This window comes from Rhodanobacter sp. Root480 (assembly GCF_001426645.1).
GTDB lineage: Bacteria > Pseudomonadota > Gammaproteobacteria > Xanthomonadales > Rhodanobacteraceae > Rhodanobacter > Rhodanobacter ginsenosidimutans.
The window spans coordinates 352,115-371,055 of sequence record NZ_LMEX01000003.1 but is presented as its reverse complement, the minus strand read 5'-3'; the positions used below and the strand labels follow the sequence as shown (position 1 = coordinate 371,055).

At 66.3% G+C, this 18,941-nt stretch carries 16 protein-coding genes, 1 tRNA gene and 1 riboswitch; of the genes, 9 read left to right on the top strand and 8 right to left on the bottom strand.

Annotated elements, in window-relative coordinates; all coding sequences use genetic code 11:
* Positions 1–47: 47 nt before the first annotated feature.
* Positions 48–2,759 (bottom strand): phosphoenolpyruvate carboxylase, encoded by a 2,712-nt coding sequence (ppc, locus tag ASD22_RS14380; protein WP_056085050.1) that lies wholly within the window; start codon positions 2,757–2,759, stop codon positions 48–50.
* A 311-nt stretch (positions 2,760–3,070) separates the two neighbouring features.
* Between ppc and ASD22_RS14375 the strand changes: the two genes are divergently transcribed.
* The 5 genes from ASD22_RS14375 to ASD22_RS14355 all read left to right on the top strand — a co-directional run bounded on the left by ASD22_RS14375 (position 3,071) and on the right by ASD22_RS14355 (position 9,798).
* Positions 3,071–5,404, top strand: coding sequence for a cbb3-type cytochrome c oxidase subunit I (locus ASD22_RS14375; protein WP_235577651.1), 2,334 nt, complete (start codon positions 3,071–3,073; stop codon positions 5,402–5,404).
* A 62-nt stretch (positions 5,405–5,466) separates the two neighbouring features.
* Positions 5,467–5,576, top strand: a riboswitch (S-adenosyl-L-homocysteine riboswitch).
* A 73-nt stretch (positions 5,577–5,649) separates the two neighbouring features.
* On the top strand, positions 5,650–7,089 hold the full coding sequence (gene ahcY, locus ASD22_RS14370; RefSeq protein ID WP_056085048.1) for an adenosylhomocysteinase: 1,440 nt from the start codon (positions 5,650–5,652) through the stop codon (positions 7,087–7,089).
* 316 nt (positions 7,090–7,405) lie between these two features.
* Positions 7,406–8,230, top strand: coding sequence for a methylenetetrahydrofolate reductase [NAD(P)H] (gene metF / locus ASD22_RS14365; protein WP_056085196.1), 825 nt, complete (start codon positions 7,406–7,408; stop codon positions 8,228–8,230).
* 21 nt (positions 8,231–8,251) lie between these two features.
* A complete protein-coding gene (locus ASD22_RS14360; protein ID WP_056085044.1) occupies positions 8,252–8,806 on the top strand; it encodes a DUF4124 domain-containing protein in 555 nt (184 codons plus the stop codon).
* A gap of 71 nt (positions 8,807–8,877) precedes the next feature.
* Complete coding sequence (locus tag ASD22_RS14355) at positions 8,878–9,798, top strand: branched-chain amino acid transaminase (RefSeq protein WP_056085043.1); 921 nt, start codon at positions 8,878–8,880, stop codon at positions 9,796–9,798.
* A gap of 92 nt (positions 9,799–9,890) precedes the next feature.
* Here ASD22_RS14355 and ASD22_RS14350 read toward each other — a convergent pair whose 3' ends face one another.
* From ASD22_RS14350 to ASD22_RS14330, 5 genes are all read right to left on the bottom strand, one after another.
* Positions 9,891–11,177, bottom strand: a complete 1,287-nt coding sequence (locus ASD22_RS14350; protein WP_056085040.1) for a HAMP domain-containing sensor histidine kinase — start codon at positions 11,175–11,177, stop codon at positions 9,891–9,893.
* Positions 11,161–11,847 carry a response regulator transcription factor gene (locus ASD22_RS14345; RefSeq protein WP_007081123.1) on the bottom strand — a complete coding sequence of 229 codons (687 nt, stop codon included), beginning with the start codon at positions 11,845–11,847 and terminating at the stop codon, positions 11,161–11,163. The genes ASD22_RS14350 and ASD22_RS14345 overlap by 17 nt, the downstream gene beginning before the upstream one ends.
* A 295-nt stretch (positions 11,848–12,142) precedes the next feature.
* The gene (gene rimK, locus ASD22_RS14340; protein WP_056085036.1) at positions 12,143–13,021 is read right to left on the bottom strand and encodes a 30S ribosomal protein S6--L-glutamate ligase; all 879 of its coding nucleotides are present in this window, start codon (positions 13,019–13,021) and stop codon (positions 12,143–12,145) included.
* A 7-nt stretch (positions 13,022–13,028) separates the two neighbouring features.
* Positions 13,029–13,487 (bottom strand): RimK/LysX family protein, encoded by a 459-nt coding sequence (locus ASD22_RS14335; protein ID WP_056085033.1) that lies wholly within the window; start codon positions 13,485–13,487, stop codon positions 13,029–13,031.
* Between the two features lie 35 nt (positions 13,488–13,522).
* Positions 13,523–13,596 (bottom strand) — tRNA-Gly (locus ASD22_RS14330).
* A 178-nt stretch (positions 13,597–13,774) separates the two neighbouring features.
* Between ASD22_RS14330 and trmB the strand changes: the two genes are divergently transcribed.
* On the top strand, positions 13,775–14,476 hold the full coding sequence (gene trmB / locus ASD22_RS14325) for a tRNA (guanosine(46)-N7)-methyltransferase TrmB (RefSeq protein ID WP_056085194.1): 702 nt from the start codon (positions 13,775–13,777) through the stop codon (positions 14,474–14,476).
* 142 nt (positions 14,477–14,618) lie between these two features.
* On the opposite strand, the gene ASD22_RS14320 is transcribed toward trmB, so the two are convergent.
* Positions 14,619–14,966, bottom strand: a complete 348-nt coding sequence (locus ASD22_RS14320; protein ID WP_056085030.1) for a DUF559 domain-containing protein — start codon at positions 14,964–14,966, stop codon at positions 14,619–14,621.
* 306 nt (positions 14,967–15,272) lie between these two features.
* Here ASD22_RS14320 and ASD22_RS14315 point away from each other — a divergent pair, with 306 nt between their 5' ends.
* Positions 15,273–17,114, top strand: coding sequence for an SLC13 family permease (locus tag ASD22_RS14315; RefSeq protein ID WP_200946374.1), 1,842 nt, complete (start codon positions 15,273–15,275; stop codon positions 17,112–17,114).
* A gap of 42 nt (positions 17,115–17,156) precedes the next feature.
* Here ASD22_RS14315 and ASD22_RS14310 read toward each other — a convergent pair whose 3' ends face one another.
* A complete protein-coding gene (locus ASD22_RS14310; RefSeq protein ID WP_056085026.1) occupies positions 17,157–17,498 on the bottom strand; it encodes a Rieske 2Fe-2S domain-containing protein in 342 nt (113 codons plus the stop codon).
* A gap of 78 nt (positions 17,499–17,576) precedes the next feature.
* On the opposite strand from ASD22_RS14310, the gene ASD22_RS14305 reads away from it, so the two are divergent.
* The gene (locus ASD22_RS14305; RefSeq protein ID WP_056085022.1) at positions 17,577–17,852 is read left to right on the top strand and encodes a hypothetical protein; all 276 of its coding nucleotides are present in this window, start codon (positions 17,577–17,579) and stop codon (positions 17,850–17,852) included.
* 75 nt (positions 17,853–17,927) lie between these two features.
* On the top strand, positions 17,928–18,839 hold the full coding sequence (yedA, locus tag ASD22_RS14300) for a drug/metabolite exporter YedA (RefSeq protein WP_056085019.1): 912 nt from the start codon (positions 17,928–17,930) through the stop codon (positions 18,837–18,839).
* Positions 18,840–18,941: the final 102 nt, after the last annotated feature.

Below are 18,941 nucleotides of genomic sequence, written 5' to 3'. Positions count from 1 at the left end.
CCGGTGCAGCGGCGGCGCGCCGCATGTGCGCGCCGCCGTCCCGGCAATCAGCCCGTGTTCTGCAAACCCTGCGACACGCCGTTGACGCAAGCCACCAGCGCCTGCAGCAACGCATCGTCGGTACCGTTGCCCGCACGCCAGCGGCGCAGCAGGTCGACCTGCAGCAGGCTCATCGGGTCGATGTACGGGTTGCGCAGGCGGATCGAGACGGCCAGCCGCGGCGAGTCGTTCAACAGCGTGCCGGTGCTCTTCAGGCGCAACAGCCAGCGCCGGGTGCGTTCGAACTCGTCGCGGATCAGGCTGAAGAAGTCGTCGTGCAGCGGCCCGGACAAGGTGGAAAACGCCTCGGCAATGCCGAGGTCGCATTTGGCCAGCACCATTTCGACGTCGTCGAGCATGTTGCTGAAAAACGGCCAGTGCCGCGCCATTTCCGCCAGGGTGTCCTCGCCGAACTGCTCGACGCCCTGCTCCAGCGCGCTGCCCAGGCCGTACCAGCCGGGCAGGATCGAGCGGCACTGGGTCCAGGCGAACACCCACGGGATGGCGCGCAGATCCTGCACGCCGCGCATGCTTCGGCGGCTGGCCGGGCGCGAGCCCAGGGTCATCTTCTCGATCACGTCGACCGGCGTGGCGGTGCGGAAATATTCCACGAAATGCTCGCGGTCGACGAAGGCGCGATAGGTCTTGCGGCTGGCGGCCGACAGAGCGGTCATCACCTCCGACCAGCGCACTTCACGGGGATCGGTCTGGCGTGGGCGCAGCGAGGCGCGCAGCACCGCGCCCACGGTCTGCTCCAGCCCGCGCAGCGCCAGCGCGCGGATGCCGTACTTGCGGTGGATCACCTCGCCCTGCTCGGTGACGCGCAGCACGCCGGCTACCGCGCCGCGCGGCGAGGACATCAGCGCCGGCGTGATACGTGCGCCACCGCGGCTGGCCGAACCACCGCGGCCGTGGAAGAACGCCAGCTGGATGTCGGCTTCGCGCGCCACTTCCAGCAACTCGCCCTGTGCCCGTTGCAGCGCCCATTTCGAGGCCAGCGTGCCGGCGTCCTTGCCGCTGTCGGAGTAACCCAGCATCACCCACTGCTGGTCGCCGCGCGCCGCCAGGTGCTGGCGATACACAGGGTCATCCAGCAGCGCCCGCAGCGAGGCCGGTGCGTTCTGCAGGTCATCCACCGTCTCGAACAGCGGCGCGATGTCCAGCGGCACGTCGTGCGGCTTCTCGGGCGAGACAAGTCCGCCGCGCCGCGCCAGCGCCAGCACGGCCAGCACGTCGGCGGCCGAGCGCGCCATGCTGATGATGTACAGCCCGGTGGCATCGAGGCCGTAGCGCTGGCGGCTCTCGCGCAGGGTGATGAAAACCGATTGCAGGTTTTTCGCCGAGTCGTCGTCGCAGTCACCGAACGCCTGTGCGCCGCTGGCATACGGGCGCAGCCGATCGGCACGCTCCAGCTTCGGCCGGCTGGCCCAGTCAGGGTCGTTCAGCAGGGCGCCGAGCGCGTCGTCGTGCACCCGCGAATCCTGGCGCAGATCCAGCCGGGCCAGGTGGAAGCCGAAGCTGCGCACGCGGCAGATCAACCGCTCCACCGCATAGGCGCCAGCGTGCAGGCCCAGGTTGTCGAACAGGCTGTCGGCGATCAGTTGCAGGTCATCGGTCAGTTCGGCCGCGGACGTATAGCCGTCTTTCTGGTCGTCGCGCGTGGCTTCCAGTCGCGCGCCGATCAGCACCAGGAAACAGCGGTACGGCATGTCCAGGTGGCGCGGCCGGATCTTTGCCGCCGCGGCCGGAAAGCGCTCGCGGTAATCAGCGAGCCGGGTACGCAGGCCGCGCGCCACGCCCACCCGGCCTTCGGTCTGGCTGAGCTGATGGGCCAACGCGTTGATGTCTTCGAGATAGCGCTCCAGCACCTGGGCGCGCTGCGAGGCCAGGCTGGAGGCGATGGTGTCGGAGCCCACGTTGGGGTTGCCGTCCATGTCGCCACCCACCCAACTGGCGAAGCTCAGCAGCCGCGGCAGCTTCACCGCCACGCCATAGACGTCCTGCAGCGAGCGGGCCAGCGACTCGTACAGCGCCGGCACGATACGGTAGAGCGGGTTGGCCAGGTAATAACCGACGTGCTCGTATTCGTCCTGCACGCTGGGCCGCACCGGCGAGGCCTCGGCGGTTTGCCAGCCGGCGGAGAGCGCCATGTAGATGCGGTCGTCGTCCTCGATGCGCTCTTGCGGCGTGCGGTTGTGATTGAAGTTGTCCACCAGCGAACGCACGATCGCCTGCTCTTTTTCCAGCAGCGAACGGCGCACCGCCTCGGTGGGATGGGCGGTGAACACCGGCTCGATCCACAGCCGCTCCATCCAGCCCAGCAACTCCTCGGCCTGCACGCCATCGGCCTTCAACTGGCCCAGCACGTCGAGCAGGGATTCCGGCTGCGGGGTGCCGCCCTCGCGCTGGTAATCGCGCCGGCGGCGGATGCGATGGACGCGCTCGGCGGTGTTCACCGCCTGGAAGTAGGTGGCGAAGGCACGGGCCAGCGTCTCGGCATCGGCCGCGTCCAGACCCGCCAGCGAGTCGGCCAGCTCGTCCACCGACGCGCCTTCGCGCCGGCGACGGATCGCCGCGGTGCGCACCTGTTCGACGCGCTCGAAAAAGGCCGGGCCTTCCTGCTCGGCCAACATCAAACCCACCATCGCACCCAAGCGGCTGACGTCCTCGCGCAGGGGGCCGTCATGCGGCAAAAACTCGAGTTCGCGGTTGTCTTGCATTGGGTACGCTCCAGCCGAATCAGTGGGCCAGTTTAGCGAATTGTGCAGCGCAGCGGAAAATTTTCGTTTTGGACGTCTTTACCGCCCTTTCATCGCGCGCTCGTCACGCGTCGGGTAGCCCACGATCACGATTGCTTCGCCTCACGCTTGCCTCCCTGACGGCGCCGGGCACATGATGTTCACGCCCGGCGCGTTATCCGTTGTACCGGGATCGAACCATGTCATCCGCCGATCTGCGGCACCTGCCGCCGCATGGGCGGTCATGTTCGTCCGCTCGCCGTATTCTTCTTGCAGCAGCCAGGGGACCCACCATGAATATGCCCATCGACGCCGCCGCGCACACCGTGTCGGAACCACTGCTGGGCGATGACGGCCCGGTCTCTCCGTGGTGGGTGCGCACCCTGGTGATCGTGATGGTCGGGGGCTTTGCGCTGCTGATCATGATCACCACGCTGGCCTATCGCCACGCGCCGCCGATCCCCGGCAAGGTGGTCGACGCGCAGGGCACCACGCTGTTCACCGGTGCGGATGTCAGCGACGGCCAGGCGGTGATGCTGCGCTACGGCTTGATGGACAACGGCAGCATCTGGGGTCATGGCGCGTATCTGGGGCCGGACTACTCGGCGCTGGCGCTGCACATGATCGGCGTCGACGTTTCCGAGGCGCTGGCGCTTCAGCGTTTCGGCAAGCCCGCCGACCAGCTCGACGCGGGCTCGCGGGCCGCGTTGCAGGCCGAGACGGCGGTGATCCTGAAGACCAACCGCTACGACTCCGGCACCGACACCTTGCAGCTGACCGCGGCGGAAGCGGATGCGTACCGCAAGCAGATTCCCCACTGGGCCGACTATTTCAAGCTGTCCACCGGGAATGGCGGCCTGAAACCGAACCTGATCACCGACCCGACCGAGATCCGCCAGTTCAGCGCGTTCGTGACCTGGGCAGCGTGGGCGTCGGTGGCCAACCGGCCGGGCAAGAACTTCTCCTACACCAACAATTTTCCGTACGACCCCAGCGTGGGCAACGTGCCCACCGGCGGCGCGGTGCTGTGGAGCGCGCTGAGCCTGGTGATCCTGCTGGCGGGCATCGCCACGGTGCTGCTCATTTTCGGGCGCTTCGAGAACCTGGGCTGGATCAGCCATGGCCACCACGTGCACCCGCAGGTCTTGCCCGGTGCCGCCAGCCCGGGCCAGCGGGCGCTGGTGAAGTTCTACGTGGTGGTGGCCGCCTTGTTCCTGATGCAGACGCTGGTGGGCGGCGCCATCGCCCACTCGCGCGCGGAGCCGGGCGACTTTTACGGCTTCCCGCTGGACAACATCTTCCCCAGCAACCTGCTGCGCACCTGGCATCTGCAGACCGCGATCCTGTGGATCGCCACCGCCTACGTGGCGGCCGCGCTGTTCCTGGGGCGCACCCTGCGACGCGATGAACCGCGCTCGTTCGCCATGTGGGTGCACCTGCTGTTCGGCGCGTTCGCGGTGGTGATCGTGGGCAGCCTGCTGGGCGAATGGGCGGGCATATCGCAGTTGCTTGGCGACTGGTGGTACTGGCTGGGCAACCAGGGCTGGGAGTACCTGGAGCTGGGGCGGCTCTGGCAGGTGCTGTTGGTGATCGGCCTGTTCGCATGGTTCGCGATGCTGTGGACGCTGGTGCGCCCGCGCGTGGTGACGGCGCAGGCGCGGCCACTGGCGGTGATGTTCCTGATTGCCGCGCTGGCAGTGCCGGTGTTCTACGTGCCGGCGCTGTTCATCGGCTCGCACGACAACTTCACCGTGGTCGACACCTGGCGCTTCTGGATCATCCACCTGTGGCTGGAAGGCTTCTTCGAGCTGTTCGCCACCACGGTGGTGGCGCTGACCTTCTACCAGCTGGGCCTGGCCCGCCGGAACACCGCGCTGCGGGTGATCTACCTGGACGCGATCCTGTATTTCCTGGGTGGCCTGGTCGGCACCGGGCACCACTGGTACTTCAGCGGGCAGACGCATATCAACATGGCGTTGGCCGGCCTGTTCTCGGTGCTGGAAGTGGTGCCGCTGACCTTGCTGACGCTGGACGCCTGGGCGTTCGTGCGCACCACCCGTGGCGAATGCGACGAATGCGGCAAGGCCATCAACATCCCGCACAAGTGGACGTTCTACTTCCTGATGGCGGTGGGCTTCTGGAATTTCGTGGGCGCCGGCGTGTTCGGCTTCCTGATCAACCTGCCGATCGTCAGCTACTACGAAACCGGCACCATCCTCACGCCCAACCATGGCCATGCCGCGTTGATGGGCGTGTTCGGCATGCTGGCGATCGCACTGATGGTGTTCGTGCTGCGCCAGACCATCGACGACAAGCGCTGGCCGGCGGTGGAGAAGTACATCAAGGTGGCCTTCTTCGGCACCAACGGCGGCCTGGTGCTGATGATGCTGCTGAGCCTGTTCCCCGGCGGGGTCTGGCAGATGTGGGACGTGATCGAGAACGGCTACTGGCATGCCCGTGCACCGGCGTTCACCGGCGGCACGGTGGCCAAGACGCTGGAATGGATGCGCATGCCCGGGGACATGGTGTTCATCCTGTTCGGCTCGGTGCCGCTGTTCATCGCCGCGGTGAAAGGCTGGCTGCTCATGCGCGCCGACGGGGGCAATGCGCTGGATAGCGCCAACTAGGCACGCCCGCCCCGACGGATTCATGCCGGCGGGGCTTCCGGTTACAATGGGGACTTCGCTTGCCCGCCGAGGGGCGCTGCGACCGTTTGTGAGCGCGAATGCGGATGCCTCCGCGTCTCACGGAAAACGGCCAGGCTCGGCGCGGCACGTTCCACAACGGCGCCCGGTTGTTTCATGCGAGCCCTTCGACAGACCGCCCCTCCGTGGCCGGTCCCACAAGAGCCTCGCCCTGACCGGAGATACCGATGAACGCCGCACTCAAAGAAAACACCCAGGACTACAAGATCCGCGACCTGTCGCTGGCCGACTGGGGCCGCAAGGAGCTGGACATCGCCGAGCACGAGATGCCGGGCCTGATGTCGATCCGCAAGAAGCACGCCACCGCGCAGCCGTTGAAGGGCGTGCGCGTGACCGGCTCGCTGCACATGACGATCCAGACCGCCGTGCTCATCGAGACGCTGAAGGACATCGGCGCCGACGTGCGCTGGGCTTCGTGCAACATCTTTAGCACGCAGGACCACGCGGCCGCCGCGATTGCCGCCACCGGCACGCCGGTGTTCGCCTGGAAGGGCGAGACCCTGGAAGAGTATTGGGACTGCACGCTGGAAGCGCTCTCCTTCCCCGACGGCAAGGGCGGTTTCCTTGGGCCCCAACTGGTGGTCGACGACGGCGGCGACGTGACGCTGCTGATCCACAAGGGTTACGAGCTGGAGAACGGCTCCAAGTGGGTCGATGAAAAGGCTTCCTCGCACGAGGAGCAGGTCATCAAGAACCTGCTCAAGCGCGTGCACAGCGAGCGCCCGGGTTACTGGCACACCGTGGTCAAGGACTGGAAGGGCGTCTCCGAGGAGACCACCACCGGCGTGCACCGCCTGTACCAGCTGGCCGAGGCGAAGTCGCTGCTGATCCCGGCGATCAACGTCAACGACTCGGTGACGAAATCCAAGTTCGACAACCTGTACGGCTGCCGCGAGTCGCTGGCCGATGGCCTGAAGCGCGCGATGGACGTGATGCTGGCCGGCAAGGTGGCCGTGGTCTGCGGCTACGGCGACGTGGGCAAGGGCTGCGCGCACAGCTTGCGTGCGTATGGCTCGCGCGTGGTGGTGACCGAGATCGATCCGATCAACGCGCTGCAGGCGGCGATGGAAGGCTTCGAGGTCAACACCGTCGAGAGCACGCTGGGCCGTGGCGACATCTACGTCACCACCACCGGCAACAAGGACGTGCTGACGATCGATCACCTGAAGGCCATGAAGGACCAGGCCATCGTCTGCAACATCGGCCATTTCGACAACGAGATCCAGGTCGACGCGCTGAACGCGCTGGCCGGCGTGGAGAAGATCAACATCAAGCCGCAGGTCGACAAGTACGTGTTCGCCGACGGCCACGCGCTGTTTCTGCTGGCCGAAGGCCGCCTGGTCAACCTGGGCTGCGCCACCGGCCACCCGAGCTTCGTGATGTCCAACTCGTTCGCCAACCAGACCCTGGCGCAGATCGACCTGTGGGAACACAAGGACAGCTACGAGAACAAGGTCTACATCCTGCCCAAGAAGCTGGACGAGGAAGTCGCCCGCCTGCATCTGGAAAAGATCGGCGTGAAGCTGACCACGCTCAGCAACGAGCAGGCCAAGTACCTGGGCGTGCCGGTGGAAGGCCCGTACAAGCCGGATCATTACCGGTATTGATGTAGCCGGGATTCGGCATTCGGGATTCGGCATTCGGAAAAGCAGGACGGGGCGCAGCAATGCGCTCCGTTTTTTTGTGCCAGCGGCGGCCCTTCGACTTCGGCCCTGCGGGCCTACGCTCAGGGTGAACGGTGAGGGGAGAAGGTCGACGCGCAAAAGTCCGTTCACCCTGAGCGTAGCGCAGCGAAGTCGAAGGGCACCGCCAAGCGCACGTTTCGCTTCAAACGAATCCCGAATCCCGAATCCCGCCCAACCATCCATCGCTTCATCGCGAAACAAAGATATACTTGCCCGCACCACGACAGGGAGCCCCATGATGCCGGCCGTCAGTTTCGAGTTTTTTCCGCCCAAGACCGATGAGCAGCGGGTGCAATTGGACCGCACCGTCGCGGCGTTGAAGGCGTACCAGCCCGACTACGTGTCGGTGACTTTCGGCGCCGGCGGCTCCACCCTGAGCTACACCGCCGAAACCGCGCGGCACCTGCATGAACAGCACGGCCTGCCCGCCGCGCCGCACCTGTCGTGCGTGGGCGGCAACCGGGCCGAGCTGGCCGCCTTGCTGGACGACTACCGCGCCGCCGGCTATCGCCGCATCGTGGCGCTGCGCGGCGACCTGCCCTCGGGCATGGCCACGCCGGGCGACTTCCGCTACGCCGCCGAGCTGGTGCGTTTCATCCGCGAGCACAGCGGCGACCATTTCCATATCGAAGTGGCGGCCTATCCGGAAACCCACCCGCAAGCCGACAACGCTTTGCGCGACCTGCAGCATTTCAAGGCCAAGGTCGATGCCGGCGCCGATGGCGCGATCACCCAGTATTTCTTCAACGCCGATGCCTATTTCCGTTTCGTCGACGACGTGCAGCGGTTGGGCGTGAACGTGCCGATCGTGCCGGGCATCATGCCGATCACCAACTACAGCCAGCTGCAGCGGTTTTCCGACATGTGCGGCGCGGAAATCCCGCGCTGGATCACCCAGCGCATGCGCGCCCACGGTGACGACGCCGATGCCGTACGCAAACTGGGCACCGAAGTGGTGACGACGCTGTGCCGGCGCCTGCTCGACGGCGGCGCGCCGGGGCTGCACTTCTACACGCTGAACCGGGCCAAGGCCACCGAGGCGGTGCTGAAGCAACTGGCGTGATCGCAACGCTATGCTGACGGCATGCGCTTGCCATGCCACCTGTTGTTGTTCGCCCTGCCCCTGATCGCACTGCCGGCCGGGGCGCAGACGGCCATCCACCACTGCATCGGCAGCGGCGGAAATCCTGTATTCACCGACCAGCCCTGCGCCAGCATGCAGGCCTCGCCGGTGCGCGCATCGCCCACCCCGGAAGGCGCACCGTCATCCGCACCCATGATGTTGTGCGCCGCCAACCGCGACGACTTGCGCCAGGGCGTGATCGAGGCATTCGCGCAACAGGACGCCAACCGGCTGGCCGGGCTGATGCTGTGGAACGGCTACGGCAAGGGCGCCGCCATTGCCGATATCGAGATGCTGGCCGGCCTGGTACGGCAACCGCTGTTGGGCATCGATTTCCCCGGTGCCCCGACGCCAGCGCGCAGTGCGGCGACGCCCTACCCCACCGCCGTATCGACCACGCCTTCCACGCCGATGCTGGTGCTGGACGTCGCCGACCGCACGGGTACCGGCGCGCGCCAATGGCATTTCGACCTGGTGCATCGCGCCGGCTGCCTGTGGCTGCGCAACGCGGATTGATGCCGGCCGGGCCATTACGCAGGCCTTGAGCAGGCGGCGTTATGATGGTTGTTCCCCACGGAGAAACGACCATGGCGCAGCAGCAATACCCCGACTGGATCTGGCAGAACGGCAGCATCAAGCGCTGGCAGGACGCAACCGCCCACGTGATGTCGCACGCGCTGCATTACGGCTCCTCGGTTTTCGAGGGCATCCGCAGTTACGCGACGCCCGACGGCGCGGCGATCTTCCGGCTCACCGACCATCTGAACCGGCTGTACCAGTCGGCCCGCGTCTATGACATGACGATCCCGTACAGCGCCGACGAACTGGCGGCGGCCTGCCGCGATGTCATCAGCAAGAACGGCCTCGACGCCGCCTACCTGCGCCCCGTGGCCTACCGCGGGCTGGGTGGTTTCGGCCTGTCCGCCGAAACACCGATCGACGTGGCCGTGGCCGCCTGGCCGATGGGCCCATACCTGGGCGCCGAAGCGCTGGAGAACGGCATCGACGCCTGCGTGTCCAGTTGGCAGCGCTTCGCGCCCAACACCATCCCGGCCGGAGCCAAGGCCGGCGGCAATTATCTCTCCGGGCAGCTGATCGCGCGCGAGGCGCGCCGGCTCGGTTTCGGCGAAGGCATCGCGCTGGCGTCCACCGGCCTGCTCAGCGAAGGCGCGGGCGAGAACCTGTTCCTGGTGTTCGACGGCGTGCTGCACACGCCGCCGGCCAGCGCCTCGCTGCTGGCGGGCATCACCCGCCACACGCTGGTGACGCTGGCCCGCGAGGACGGCATCGAAGTGATCGAACGCGACCTGCCGCGCGAATACCTCTATCTCGCCGACGAGATCCTGATGTGCGGCACCGCGGCCGAGATCACCCCGATCCGCTCCGTCGACGGCAAACAGATCGGCGCCGGCAAGGCCGGCCGCATCACCCTGCGGCTGCAGGAATTGTTCTTCGGCCTGTTCGACGGCCGCACACACGACAAGTGGGGCTGGCTGGAGCAGGTCTGAAGCCTGATGTGGGAGCGACTTCAGTCGCGATGCTCTGAGCTTTCAAAGCAAAAGCATCGCGACTGAAGTCGCTCCCACAGGCAGCCGCGAGGTCAGCTGAACTTGATGCAGGCCACCGCGCCGTTGCCGTCGTCGCGCGGGCGCATCGAAACATCCCAGCCGTAGAGTTCGCACAGCCGGCGCACGATCGCCAGGCCCAGGCCGGCGCCGCTGCCGCCAGCACCTTCCCCGCGTACACCGCGCTGGAACAGACGCTCGGCGTCTTCGGGCTTGATGCCAGGGCCGGTGTCGATCACCTCGATGCGACCATCACCCACTTCGACCCGCACGGTGCCTTCCAGGGTGTACTTGATGGCGTTGCCGATCAGGTTGGTCAGCGCCACCGACAGCACGGACGCTGGCGCGTTGACGCTGACTGCCTCGTCCTGCACGACCAGCTCGATCATCAGCGGTTTGCCGCGTACTTGCGGGCGCTGACTTTCGATGACGTCGGCCGCCACCTTGCCCACCTCGGTGGTCTCGCCGCGGGTGGGGCCGCGCCGCTCGGCACGTGACAGCAGCAGCAGCGCCTCGATCAGCTCGGTGGCCTGGCGCGAGGCGCGCTCGATCCGCTTCAACCGCTCGCTCAACTTCTCGGTGAGATCGGGCGAGCCCTGCAGCAATTCGGTGGTGCTGGCGATCACCGCCAGCGGCGTACGCAGCTCGTGGCTGACGTCGGAGTTGAACTCGCGATCGCGCTCCACCATCGCGGTGAGCCGCGCCGAATATTCATCCAGCGCATGCGCCAGCTCACCCACCTCGTCGTCGGCAAAATACGGCGCCAGCGGCTCGGCCTTGCCGACCTTGCGGAAGTCGCGCAAACGATTGGCCAGTTCGGTCACCGGCTTGAGCACCTTGCGCGAAAGCCAGAGCCCCAGCACCAGCGACAGCAGGCCGAACAGGAATACGGCACCGATCACGCTGATCAGCAGTTGCTGCTTGCCCAACTCATCACGAGAGACGTCGTAGCGAAGAAAATTGATCACCCCGCCTTTTCGCCGCACCGCCAGCTTGTAATGCTTGGTCTGGCCGCTGGGATCAACCTCTGTGATGTCGTGCACGCCGGTCGCCAGATTCTGCCAATTCAGCGGCGCCTTGTAGATCGTGCGGTCGCTCCAGGTCCACGCCTTGACGATGTTGAAGTGAGGTATCTGTGTGCGATCGGCAATCACCTGCGCATTGAGGCTGTCGACCTCGTCCTGGAGGCTGGCAGTGACCAACTGATCTTCCACCTTGGCGCGGATGTTCAGCGCAGCCACGGCAAACAACGCGCTGAGGCCGAAGCCGAACAGCGCGAAGGAGACGATCAATCGAAAGCGAAGCTTACGCCTGGATCGCATCCGGCTCGACCATGCGATAGCCAATGCCGTGACGAGTGTGGATCAGCGGCTTCTCGAACGGCTTGTCGATCGCCGCGCGCAGGCCGTGGATATGCACGCGCAGGCTGTCGCTGTCCGGCAACTCCTCGCCCCACACTTTCTGCTCCAGATCCTGTCGCGTGACCACCGAGGGGCTCGCCTCCATCAGCGCCTGCAAAAGCTTCAGGCCGATGGGGTTCAGCTGGATCGACTTGCCTTCGCGGTTCACCGTCAGCGTGTCGAGGTTGAAGGTGAGGTCGGCCACTTTCAGCACGCGGCTTTGCGGACCCTTGCCGCGGCGGGCCAGCACTTCCAGCCGCGCTGACAGTTCCTGCAGCGCGAACGGCTTGGTCATGTAGTCGTCGGCGCCGGATTCGAAACCGGTCAGCTTCTGCTCCAGCGCATCGCGCGCGGTGAGCATCAGGATCGGCGTCTGCTTGTGCGCCTCGTGGCGCAGCTTGCGCGCCACGTCCAGCCCGTCCATGCCGGGCAGGGTGAGGTCCAGCACGATCACGTCGAAGTCGTGCACCACCGCCAGATGCAGCCCGGTGACGCCGTCGCCGGCGAAATCCACCACGTGGCCGCGGTCTTCCAGGTAATCGCCGATATTGGTGGCGATATCCGTGTTGTCTTCAATCACCAGAACGCGCATGCGTCACTCCGCTACGCAGCCGGCGACAGGGGCCGGACTGAGGGTTGCAAGCTTAACAAAGCTTGGATGAAGGGCGCTTGCACTCCTGGCTGAAGTCAAGGCTCCAGGCAAGAAAAAGGCCCAAGTGAAACGACTCGCCGTCGCCGCACCTGGGCCCAAGCTACTGCCCCGATACCGTCGTCTGTCGCCACCGCCTCGCGGTTGAGGTGCCAGACAAAAACAGTGGGATCGTTATAGAGGTTCGAAAGTTACAACCCGGTTAATCCGGCGTGTTTCCGCGTCACCGAGCGGGAAATCACTTGCCCGCGTGCTGCTCCAGGTGCTGGATGATGTGGCCGGAAACATTCACGCCGGTAGCCGCTTCGATACCCTCCAGCCCCGGCGAGGCGTTGACCTCCAGCAGCAACGGGCCGCGATTGGAGCGCAGCAGGTCGACCCCGGCGATGCCCAGCCCCAGCGTGCAGGCGGCACGCACCGCGATGCGTTTCTCGTCGGCGCTGAGCGTGGCCGCCACCGCGCTGCCACCGCGGTGCAGATTGGCGCGGAACTCGCCGGGGCTGGCCACGCGCTGCATCGCCGCCACCACCTTCTTGCCCACCACGAAGCAGCGCAGGTCGCTGCCGTTCGCCTCGGCCACGAACTCCTGCACCAGGAAGTTGGCGTACAGGCCGCGGAAGGCCTCGATCACGCTTTGCGAGGCGCTGCGCTTTTCCGCCAGCACCACGCCGGTGCCCTGGCTGCCCTCGTTGAGCTTGATCACGTGCGGCGGCTCGCCCAGCATCGCCAGCACGTCGGCGGTGTCGTCGGGGTTGTCGCCGAACACCGTCACCGGCATGTCGATGCCCTGCGCCGCCAGCATCTGCAGGCAACGCAGCTTGTCGCGCGCGCGCAACACCGCGTCGGACGGATTGGGCGTATACACGCCCATCATCTCCAACTGGCGCAGCACCGCGGTGCCGTAGAACGTGCTGGAGGTACCGATGCGCGGGATCACGCAATCGATATCCCGTACCGGCTTGCCCTGGTAGCGGATCGCCACCGCCCCCGGCGCGATGCGCACGTAGCAGCGCAACGGGTCGAGCACGCGGACGACGTGACCGCGCTCGCGCGCCGCCTCCACCAGCCGCTTGGTGGAATACAGACGGGTATTGCGCGACAGGATCGCAATCTTCATTAGGGGCTCATCGCGGAAAGTCCGCGGCCGCCACCGGCCGCGGCTGGGTATAGGAACGGGCCGGATCGACCACAAAACGCCCCACCAGGGCGCTGCGGCCGAGCAGCATGGGAAACAGCATGTGGCGGCGATCCACGAGGTTGATGTCGATACTGAATTGCTGGCCGGCCAGTTGTACTGCGCTGCGGATGAACCAGCGCTCAGTGCGCCGCCCGCCGGTATCGGTCACCACGCGCCGGTCCAGCGCCGGTGCCTCGCAAAGGACTTCGTGCGGTTGCCGGCGCCCCACATGCATGCCGAAACGCAGCCACGTCGTGCCGTCGCGATCGAAGGTTTCCAGCGTATCCACGTGCAACGCGCTGCTGCGCGCGCCGGTATCGAGCTTGGCCTTGAGCAGGCCGATGCCCAGCTGCGGCAGGCAAACCCGCTCGCGCCACCCCAGCACCAAGAGATCCGCGGTGATCATGCAGGTTCGAAGACGTCGACGAAGGACCACGGGGATGGAGCGGGTGAAGGGAATCGAACCCTCGTCAGTAGCTTGGGAAGCTACAGCTCTACCATTGAGCTACACCCGCGTTGGTCGAGGGATGGTAACCCGGGATTCGCGCGGTTGGAACTGCCCGCGGTGTCGCCGGCTCGGCAAACGGCGGCAGTCGCTACAATGGCCGGCCCTCATCCGGGGTTTCCGACGCGATGGCGCGCCACGTCGCGCCATCGGCTGAAACCCTCTCCACGCCGCACCCGACGACCCGCATGACCGACACGCCTCACGACAACGCCCATTACATGCGCCGCATCCGCAGCTTCGTGCTGCGCGAGGGACGCATGACGCCCGCGCAACAGCGCGCGTTCGACACGCTGTGGTCGCGCTTTGGCGTCGACTATCGCGGTGCGCCGAACGATTTTTCGGCCAGCTTCGGGCGCGCGGCACCGCTGGTGATGGAAATCGGCTTCGGCAACGGCGAGGCGCTGGCGTGGGCCAGCGAGCATGACGCCGCGCGCGATTTCATCGGCGTGGAAGTGCACGGCCCCGGCGTGGGCCGGCTGATGAACGCGCTGGCCCAGCGCGACGCCACCAACGTGCGCCTGTACAAGCACGACGCGGTGGAGGTGCTGGAACACGAGATCGCCCCCGGCACGCTGGCCGAGGTGCGCATCTGGTTTCCCGACCCTTGGCACAAGGCGCGGCACAACAAGCGGCGGCTGATCCAGCCCGAGTTCGTCGCCCTGCTGGCGTCGCGCATGGCGCCGGGCGGCCTGCTGCACCTGGCCACCGATTGGCAGGCCTATGCCGAGCACATGCTGGCGGTGATGGAGTCGGCGCCGGACTGGCGCAACGACATTGGCCCTGGCCAGTTTGCCGAAAAGCCCGCCTGGCGCATCGAGACGCACTTCGAGCGACGCGGGTTGAAGCTGGGGCACGGGGTGTGGGATTTGTTGTATCGGCGGGTTTAGAGCAAGAGCTTTACCCCTCTCCAACCCTCCCTGCGACCGAAGGAAGTCCCTTTAGGGACGAGCAGTGGAGGAAGCAAAGCGTAGCGCATGGAGTTCGGGCTTCGGCTCCTCCCCCTGCGCGCAGGGGGAGGCCGGGAGGGGGTCAAGCTTTTGGCTTTTCTCCCAGCGCGCGAAAAATCTCCGCCACCACATCGTCCGTGCGCAAAAGCACGTCGTCGTTCCAGAAGCGCAACACGCGGTAGCCCTTGCATTCGAGCCTCGCGGTACGGCGCTCATCGTATGCCAACGCGTCGAGGTGCTGCCCGCCATCCAGTTCAATCACGAGCCGTGCCGGCACGCAAACGAAGTCGACGATATAGCCTGCCATCGGGTATTGCCGGCGGAATTTGTGGCTGGCCAGTTGCTCGCGACGCAGGAAATACCACAGCCGGCGCTCAGCGTCGGTGCTGTTGTTGCGGAGTTGGCGGGCGCGGGTCCATTGGCGCTGCATGGCGAGTCCGTTCGTGGAGCTGGCCGGAAAAGCGTAACCCCCTCCCAACCTCCCCCTGCAAGCAGGGGGAGGAGCAAAGCCGTGTACTCCCCCGCACCTCCAACTGCGCGCTGTGCTCCCTCCCCTGCTCGTCCCTAAAGGGACTGAAAGGGCTGGGGAGGGGTCGCTCTTGGCTCTTGGTTCACCAGCAACCATCCCGCGCCGCTTATACTCAGGCGATCCACCAGGGACGAATCGTCGCAGCGTGAAGCTTCCACTGCCATCGCCTAGCCACTTGCGCGCAACGCCAACGCGGGACGCACGCTGATGGGTCTGTCGCTCACCCCCGACATGATCCTGGTGCTGGGTCTGGTGGGCTTCACCATGATCATGCTGGTGCTGGAGTGGATCCGCGCCGACATGGTGGCGCTGCTGGTGGTGGTGGTGATCGGGCTGACCGGGCTGATTCCCGCCGATCGCGTGTTCAACGGTTTCGCCGGCAACGCGGTGATCGCGATCATCGCGATCATGATCATGGGCGAGGGGCTGGACCGCGCCGGCGTGCTCAACCTCACTGCGAATTTCGTGATGCGCATGGCGCGCGGGGCGGAGTCGCGCCTCGGCGTGGTGATCAACCTGGTGGCCAGCCTGTTCAGCGCGGTGATCCCCAGCCAGGCGCTGGCGGCGATCATGATCCCGGTCAGCAGCCGGTTGTCGGCGCGCACCGGCGTGCCGTTGTCGCGGCTGTTGCTGCCGATGGCGTTCTGCATCCTCACCGCCACCAACACCACGCTGATCGCGAACTCACCGCTGATCGTGCTGAACGACCTGATCGCCAGCGCCAACGCCAACCTGCCGCCGGGCGCGCACACGATCCCGAAATTCGGCCTGTTCAGCGTGACCCCGATCGGCCTGGCGCTGGCGTTCCTGGGCGTGGGCTACTTCTATTTCTTCGGCCGCAAGTTGCTGCCCGGGCACGAGGACGAGCGGCTCAAGGTGACGCCCGGCCGCACCGAAAGCTATTTTGCCGAGACCTACGGCATCGGCGGCGAGACGGCCGAGCTCACTGTCACCGCGGAAAGCCCGCTGGTGGGCATGAGCATCGGCGAGGCGGAACAATTGCACGAGGCGCCGCTGATCCTGGCGATCAAGAGCGGCAACGAGGCGCGCATGGCGCCGCCGGCCGATCACGTGATCTGGGTGGGCTCGGTGCTGGGCGTGCTGGGCCCGCGCGAGCAGCTCAGCCAGTTCGCCAACAACCAGTTGTGCCGGCTGTCGCCGCGCATGCGCCAGTTGGGTGAGTTGTTCAACCCGACCCGTGCGGGTATTTCCGAGGTGGTGATCCCGCCGGTATCGCGCTTCATCAAGCAGACCATCGGCGACCTGCGCTTGCGCAAGCGCTTCGGTATTTCGGTGCTGGCGGTGAACCGCGGCGACCAGGTGTTTCGCGACGACGTGCGCGCGGTCACCCTGCGCGCGGGCGACACCGTGGTGCTGCACAGCAACTGGCGCGACCTGTCGCTGGCGGCCGAGGACAAGGACCTGGTCGTGGTCACCGACATCCCCAAGGATGAGCAGCGGCCCGGCAAGATCTGGCAGGCGGTCGGCTTTTTCGTGATGGCCAAGTGCCTGGCCCTGTTCACCAACCTCGACCTCTCCGTGGCGATGATGACCGGCGCCATCGCGATGCTGTTGTCGGGCGTGCTGAATATGGACGAGGCGTACAAGGCGATCAACTGGAAGACGATCTTCGTCACCGCCTGCCTGATCCCGCTGGGCTGGTCGATGGATTCCACCGGCACCGCCGCGTGGCTGGCGCAGCAGGTGTTGTATTACCTGGGCGGCGCCTCGCCGTACGTCCTGCAGATCGTGCTGGGCGTGTTGACACTCCTGTTTTCGCAGGTGATGTCGAACGTGGGCGCCACCGTGATGATGGTGCCGATCGCCATCAGCGTGGCGGTGGCCACCGGCGGCAACCCGTCGGCGTATGCGTTGATCGTGGCGGTGTCCTCGTCCAACACCTTCCTGCTGAGCTCGGGCCACCCGGCGCTGATGATGGTGACCGGCCCGGGCGGCTACCGCAGCAAGGACTTCCTGCGCGTAGGCTTGCCGTTGACGGCGCTGGTGCTGACGGTGACCATCGTGGCGATCAACCTGGTCTTCCGCTGAGAGCTTGGGATTTTTTCAACGCCCCCGCCCAGCCTGAACGTCTCAGGCCAACCACACCTCGCCGCCCTCGACCCGCAACGCCACCGCGCGCAGGCTGTCGCCGCGGCAGGGGCCGGCCACGCACACGCCGGCCTGTCGTTGAAAGCTGGCGCCATGCACGGCGCAGATCAGGGTGTCATCCTTGAGCAGGAATTTGCCCGGCGCGTAGTCGAGGCGACGGCCGGCATGGGGGCAAACATTGCGATAGCCGCGCACCTGCCCGCCATCCCGCAACAGGATCAGGCTCTGCTCGCCGCCGGCCAGCAAGGCGTCGACCGCCGTCGCCCCGCCGTCGGGAATATCCGTCAACCGGCACAGCGGCAAAACGGTGATGATTGTGTCCATCGGCACTTGCCTCGGAGGCCGGTTGGCCCCATGGTTACGCCCGCAAGTCATTGATTTTACCACACGGATTTTTAACACATGCACTTCTCACTCCCCTCCATGCGTCGCTCCCGCCACCCGCTGGCCCGTGCCCTGTCGCTGCTGTTGGGTATGGCGCTGGTCGGCTTGCTGCTGGTGTTCGGGCTGGTGGTGGCAGGGGTGCTGATGGTGGGTGGTGTGGTGTTGCTGGCGTGGCGTTACTGGACCAACGGCCGCAAGCTGACGCCGCCCGGGGCAGCGACGCGCGCGCGCCAACCGGAAGTGCTGGAAGGTGAATTCGTGGTGCTGCACCACCGCCGGCCGGTGACTCACTGAGCCCGCCCGCAAGCGCGCAAAACGGTGGCGAGAAGCGGATAATCCAGCGCCGTCTCCGGATAACCCCACCCCACCATGTCCGATCTTTCGACCTGCGCCGCGGCTGAATCGCCGCGCTCCCTGGCCGATCCCCGCGTTCTGATCCCGCTGGCGCTGTTCGCGCTGTTCGTGATCTGGGGGTCAACCTATCTGGGCATCCACTTCGCGCTGGAAAGCTACCCACCGTTCCTGCTGGCCGGCGTGCGTTTCCTGTGCGCCGGCGTGGTCATGTACGGTTTCCTGCGGCTGCGCGGCATGGCTGCACCGACATTTCCGCAATGGCGCAACGCGGCGTTTACCGGCTTGTTGTTGCTGGGCATGGGCAACGGGTTGGTTTGCTTTGCCGAAGAACGGGTGAGCTCGGGCATCGCGGCCGTTTCGGTGGCCAGCATGCCGTTGTTCGCGGCGCTGTTTTCCGGCATGTACGGGCAGTGGCCCAACCGGCGCGAAACCATTGGCCTGGCGATCGGCTTCGCCGGCGTGATCGTGCTCAACCTGGGCAGCAGCCTGTCGGGCTCGCCGGTGGGCGCGGTGGCTTTGCTGGTGGCGGCCGCCTGCTGGGCGTTCGGCTCGGTCTGGAGCCGTGGTCGCGACATGCCGCCGGGCCCGATGAACACCGCCGCGCAGATGCTCTGCGCCAGCGTCGCGCTGCTGCTGGTCGGCTATGCCAGTGGCGAACACCTGCCCGCGCATCCCACCCTGCACGCAACATTGGCCCTGGCGTATCTGGCGGTGTTCGGTTCGATCATCGCGTTCAGCGCTTACTTGTACGTGCTGAAGCACGCGCGCCCTGCCCTGGCCACCAGCTACGCCTACGTGAACCCGCCGGTGGCGGTGCTGTTCGGCGTGCTGCTGGCCGGCGAGCACGTGGGGCCGTATGACCTGGCCGGCATGGCGATCATCCTGGTCGGCGTGGTGGCGATCACGCTGGCCAAGCAGAAGCGTTAGCCTCGCATTTGCTCCCTCCCCTGCTCGCAGGGGAGGGTCGGGGAGGGGGCGCTCTTGATCTCCGCCAAGGTCAAAAGCTACCCCCTCCCAACCTCCCCCTGC

Excerpts from the sequence above, each read along its gene's own strand:
- ppc (WP_056085050.1), bottom strand. The coding sequence starts at position 2,759 with ATGCAAGACAACCGCGAACTCGAGTTTTTGCCGCATGACGGCCCCCTG.
- ASD22_RS14375 (WP_235577651.1), top strand. The coding sequence starts at position 3,071 with ATGAATATGCCCATCGACGCCGCCGCGCACACCGTGTCGGAACCACTG.
- ahcY (WP_056085048.1), top strand. The coding sequence starts at position 5,650 with ATGAACGCCGCACTCAAAGAAAACACCCAGGACTACAAGATCCGCGAC.
- metF (WP_056085196.1), top strand. The coding sequence starts at position 7,406 with ATGCCGGCCGTCAGTTTCGAGTTTTTTCCGCCCAAGACCGATGAGCAG.
- ASD22_RS14360 (WP_056085044.1), top strand. The coding sequence starts at position 8,252 with ATGCGCTTGCCATGCCACCTGTTGTTGTTCGCCCTGCCCCTGATCGCA.
- ASD22_RS14355 (WP_056085043.1), top strand. The coding sequence starts at position 8,878 with ATGGCGCAGCAGCAATACCCCGACTGGATCTGGCAGAACGGCAGCATC.
- ASD22_RS14350 (WP_056085040.1), bottom strand. The coding sequence starts at position 11,177 with ATGCGATCCAGGCGTAAGCTTCGCTTTCGATTGATCGTCTCCTTCGCG.
- ASD22_RS14345 (WP_007081123.1), bottom strand. The coding sequence starts at position 11,847 with ATGCGCGTTCTGGTGATTGAAGACAACACGGATATCGCCACCAATATC.
- rimK (WP_056085036.1), bottom strand. The coding sequence starts at position 13,021 with ATGAAGATTGCGATCCTGTCGCGCAATACCCGTCTGTATTCCACCAAG.
- ASD22_RS14335 (WP_056085033.1), bottom strand. The coding sequence starts at position 13,487 with ATGATCACCGCGGATCTCTTGGTGCTGGGGTGGCGCGAGCGGGTTTGC.
- trmB (WP_056085194.1), top strand. The coding sequence starts at position 13,775 with ATGACCGACACGCCTCACGACAACGCCCATTACATGCGCCGCATCCGC.
- ASD22_RS14320 (WP_056085030.1), bottom strand. The coding sequence starts at position 14,966 with ATGCAGCGCCAATGGACCCGCGCCCGCCAACTCCGCAACAACAGCACC.
- ASD22_RS14315 (WP_200946374.1), top strand. The coding sequence starts at position 15,273 with ATGGGTCTGTCGCTCACCCCCGACATGATCCTGGTGCTGGGTCTGGTG.
- ASD22_RS14310 (WP_056085026.1), bottom strand. The coding sequence starts at position 17,498 with ATGGACACAATCATCACCGTTTTGCCGCTGTGCCGGTTGACGGATATT.
- ASD22_RS14305 (WP_056085022.1), top strand. The coding sequence starts at position 17,577 with ATGCACTTCTCACTCCCCTCCATGCGTCGCTCCCGCCACCCGCTGGCC.
- yedA (WP_056085019.1), top strand. The coding sequence starts at position 17,928 with ATGTCCGATCTTTCGACCTGCGCCGCGGCTGAATCGCCGCGCTCCCTG.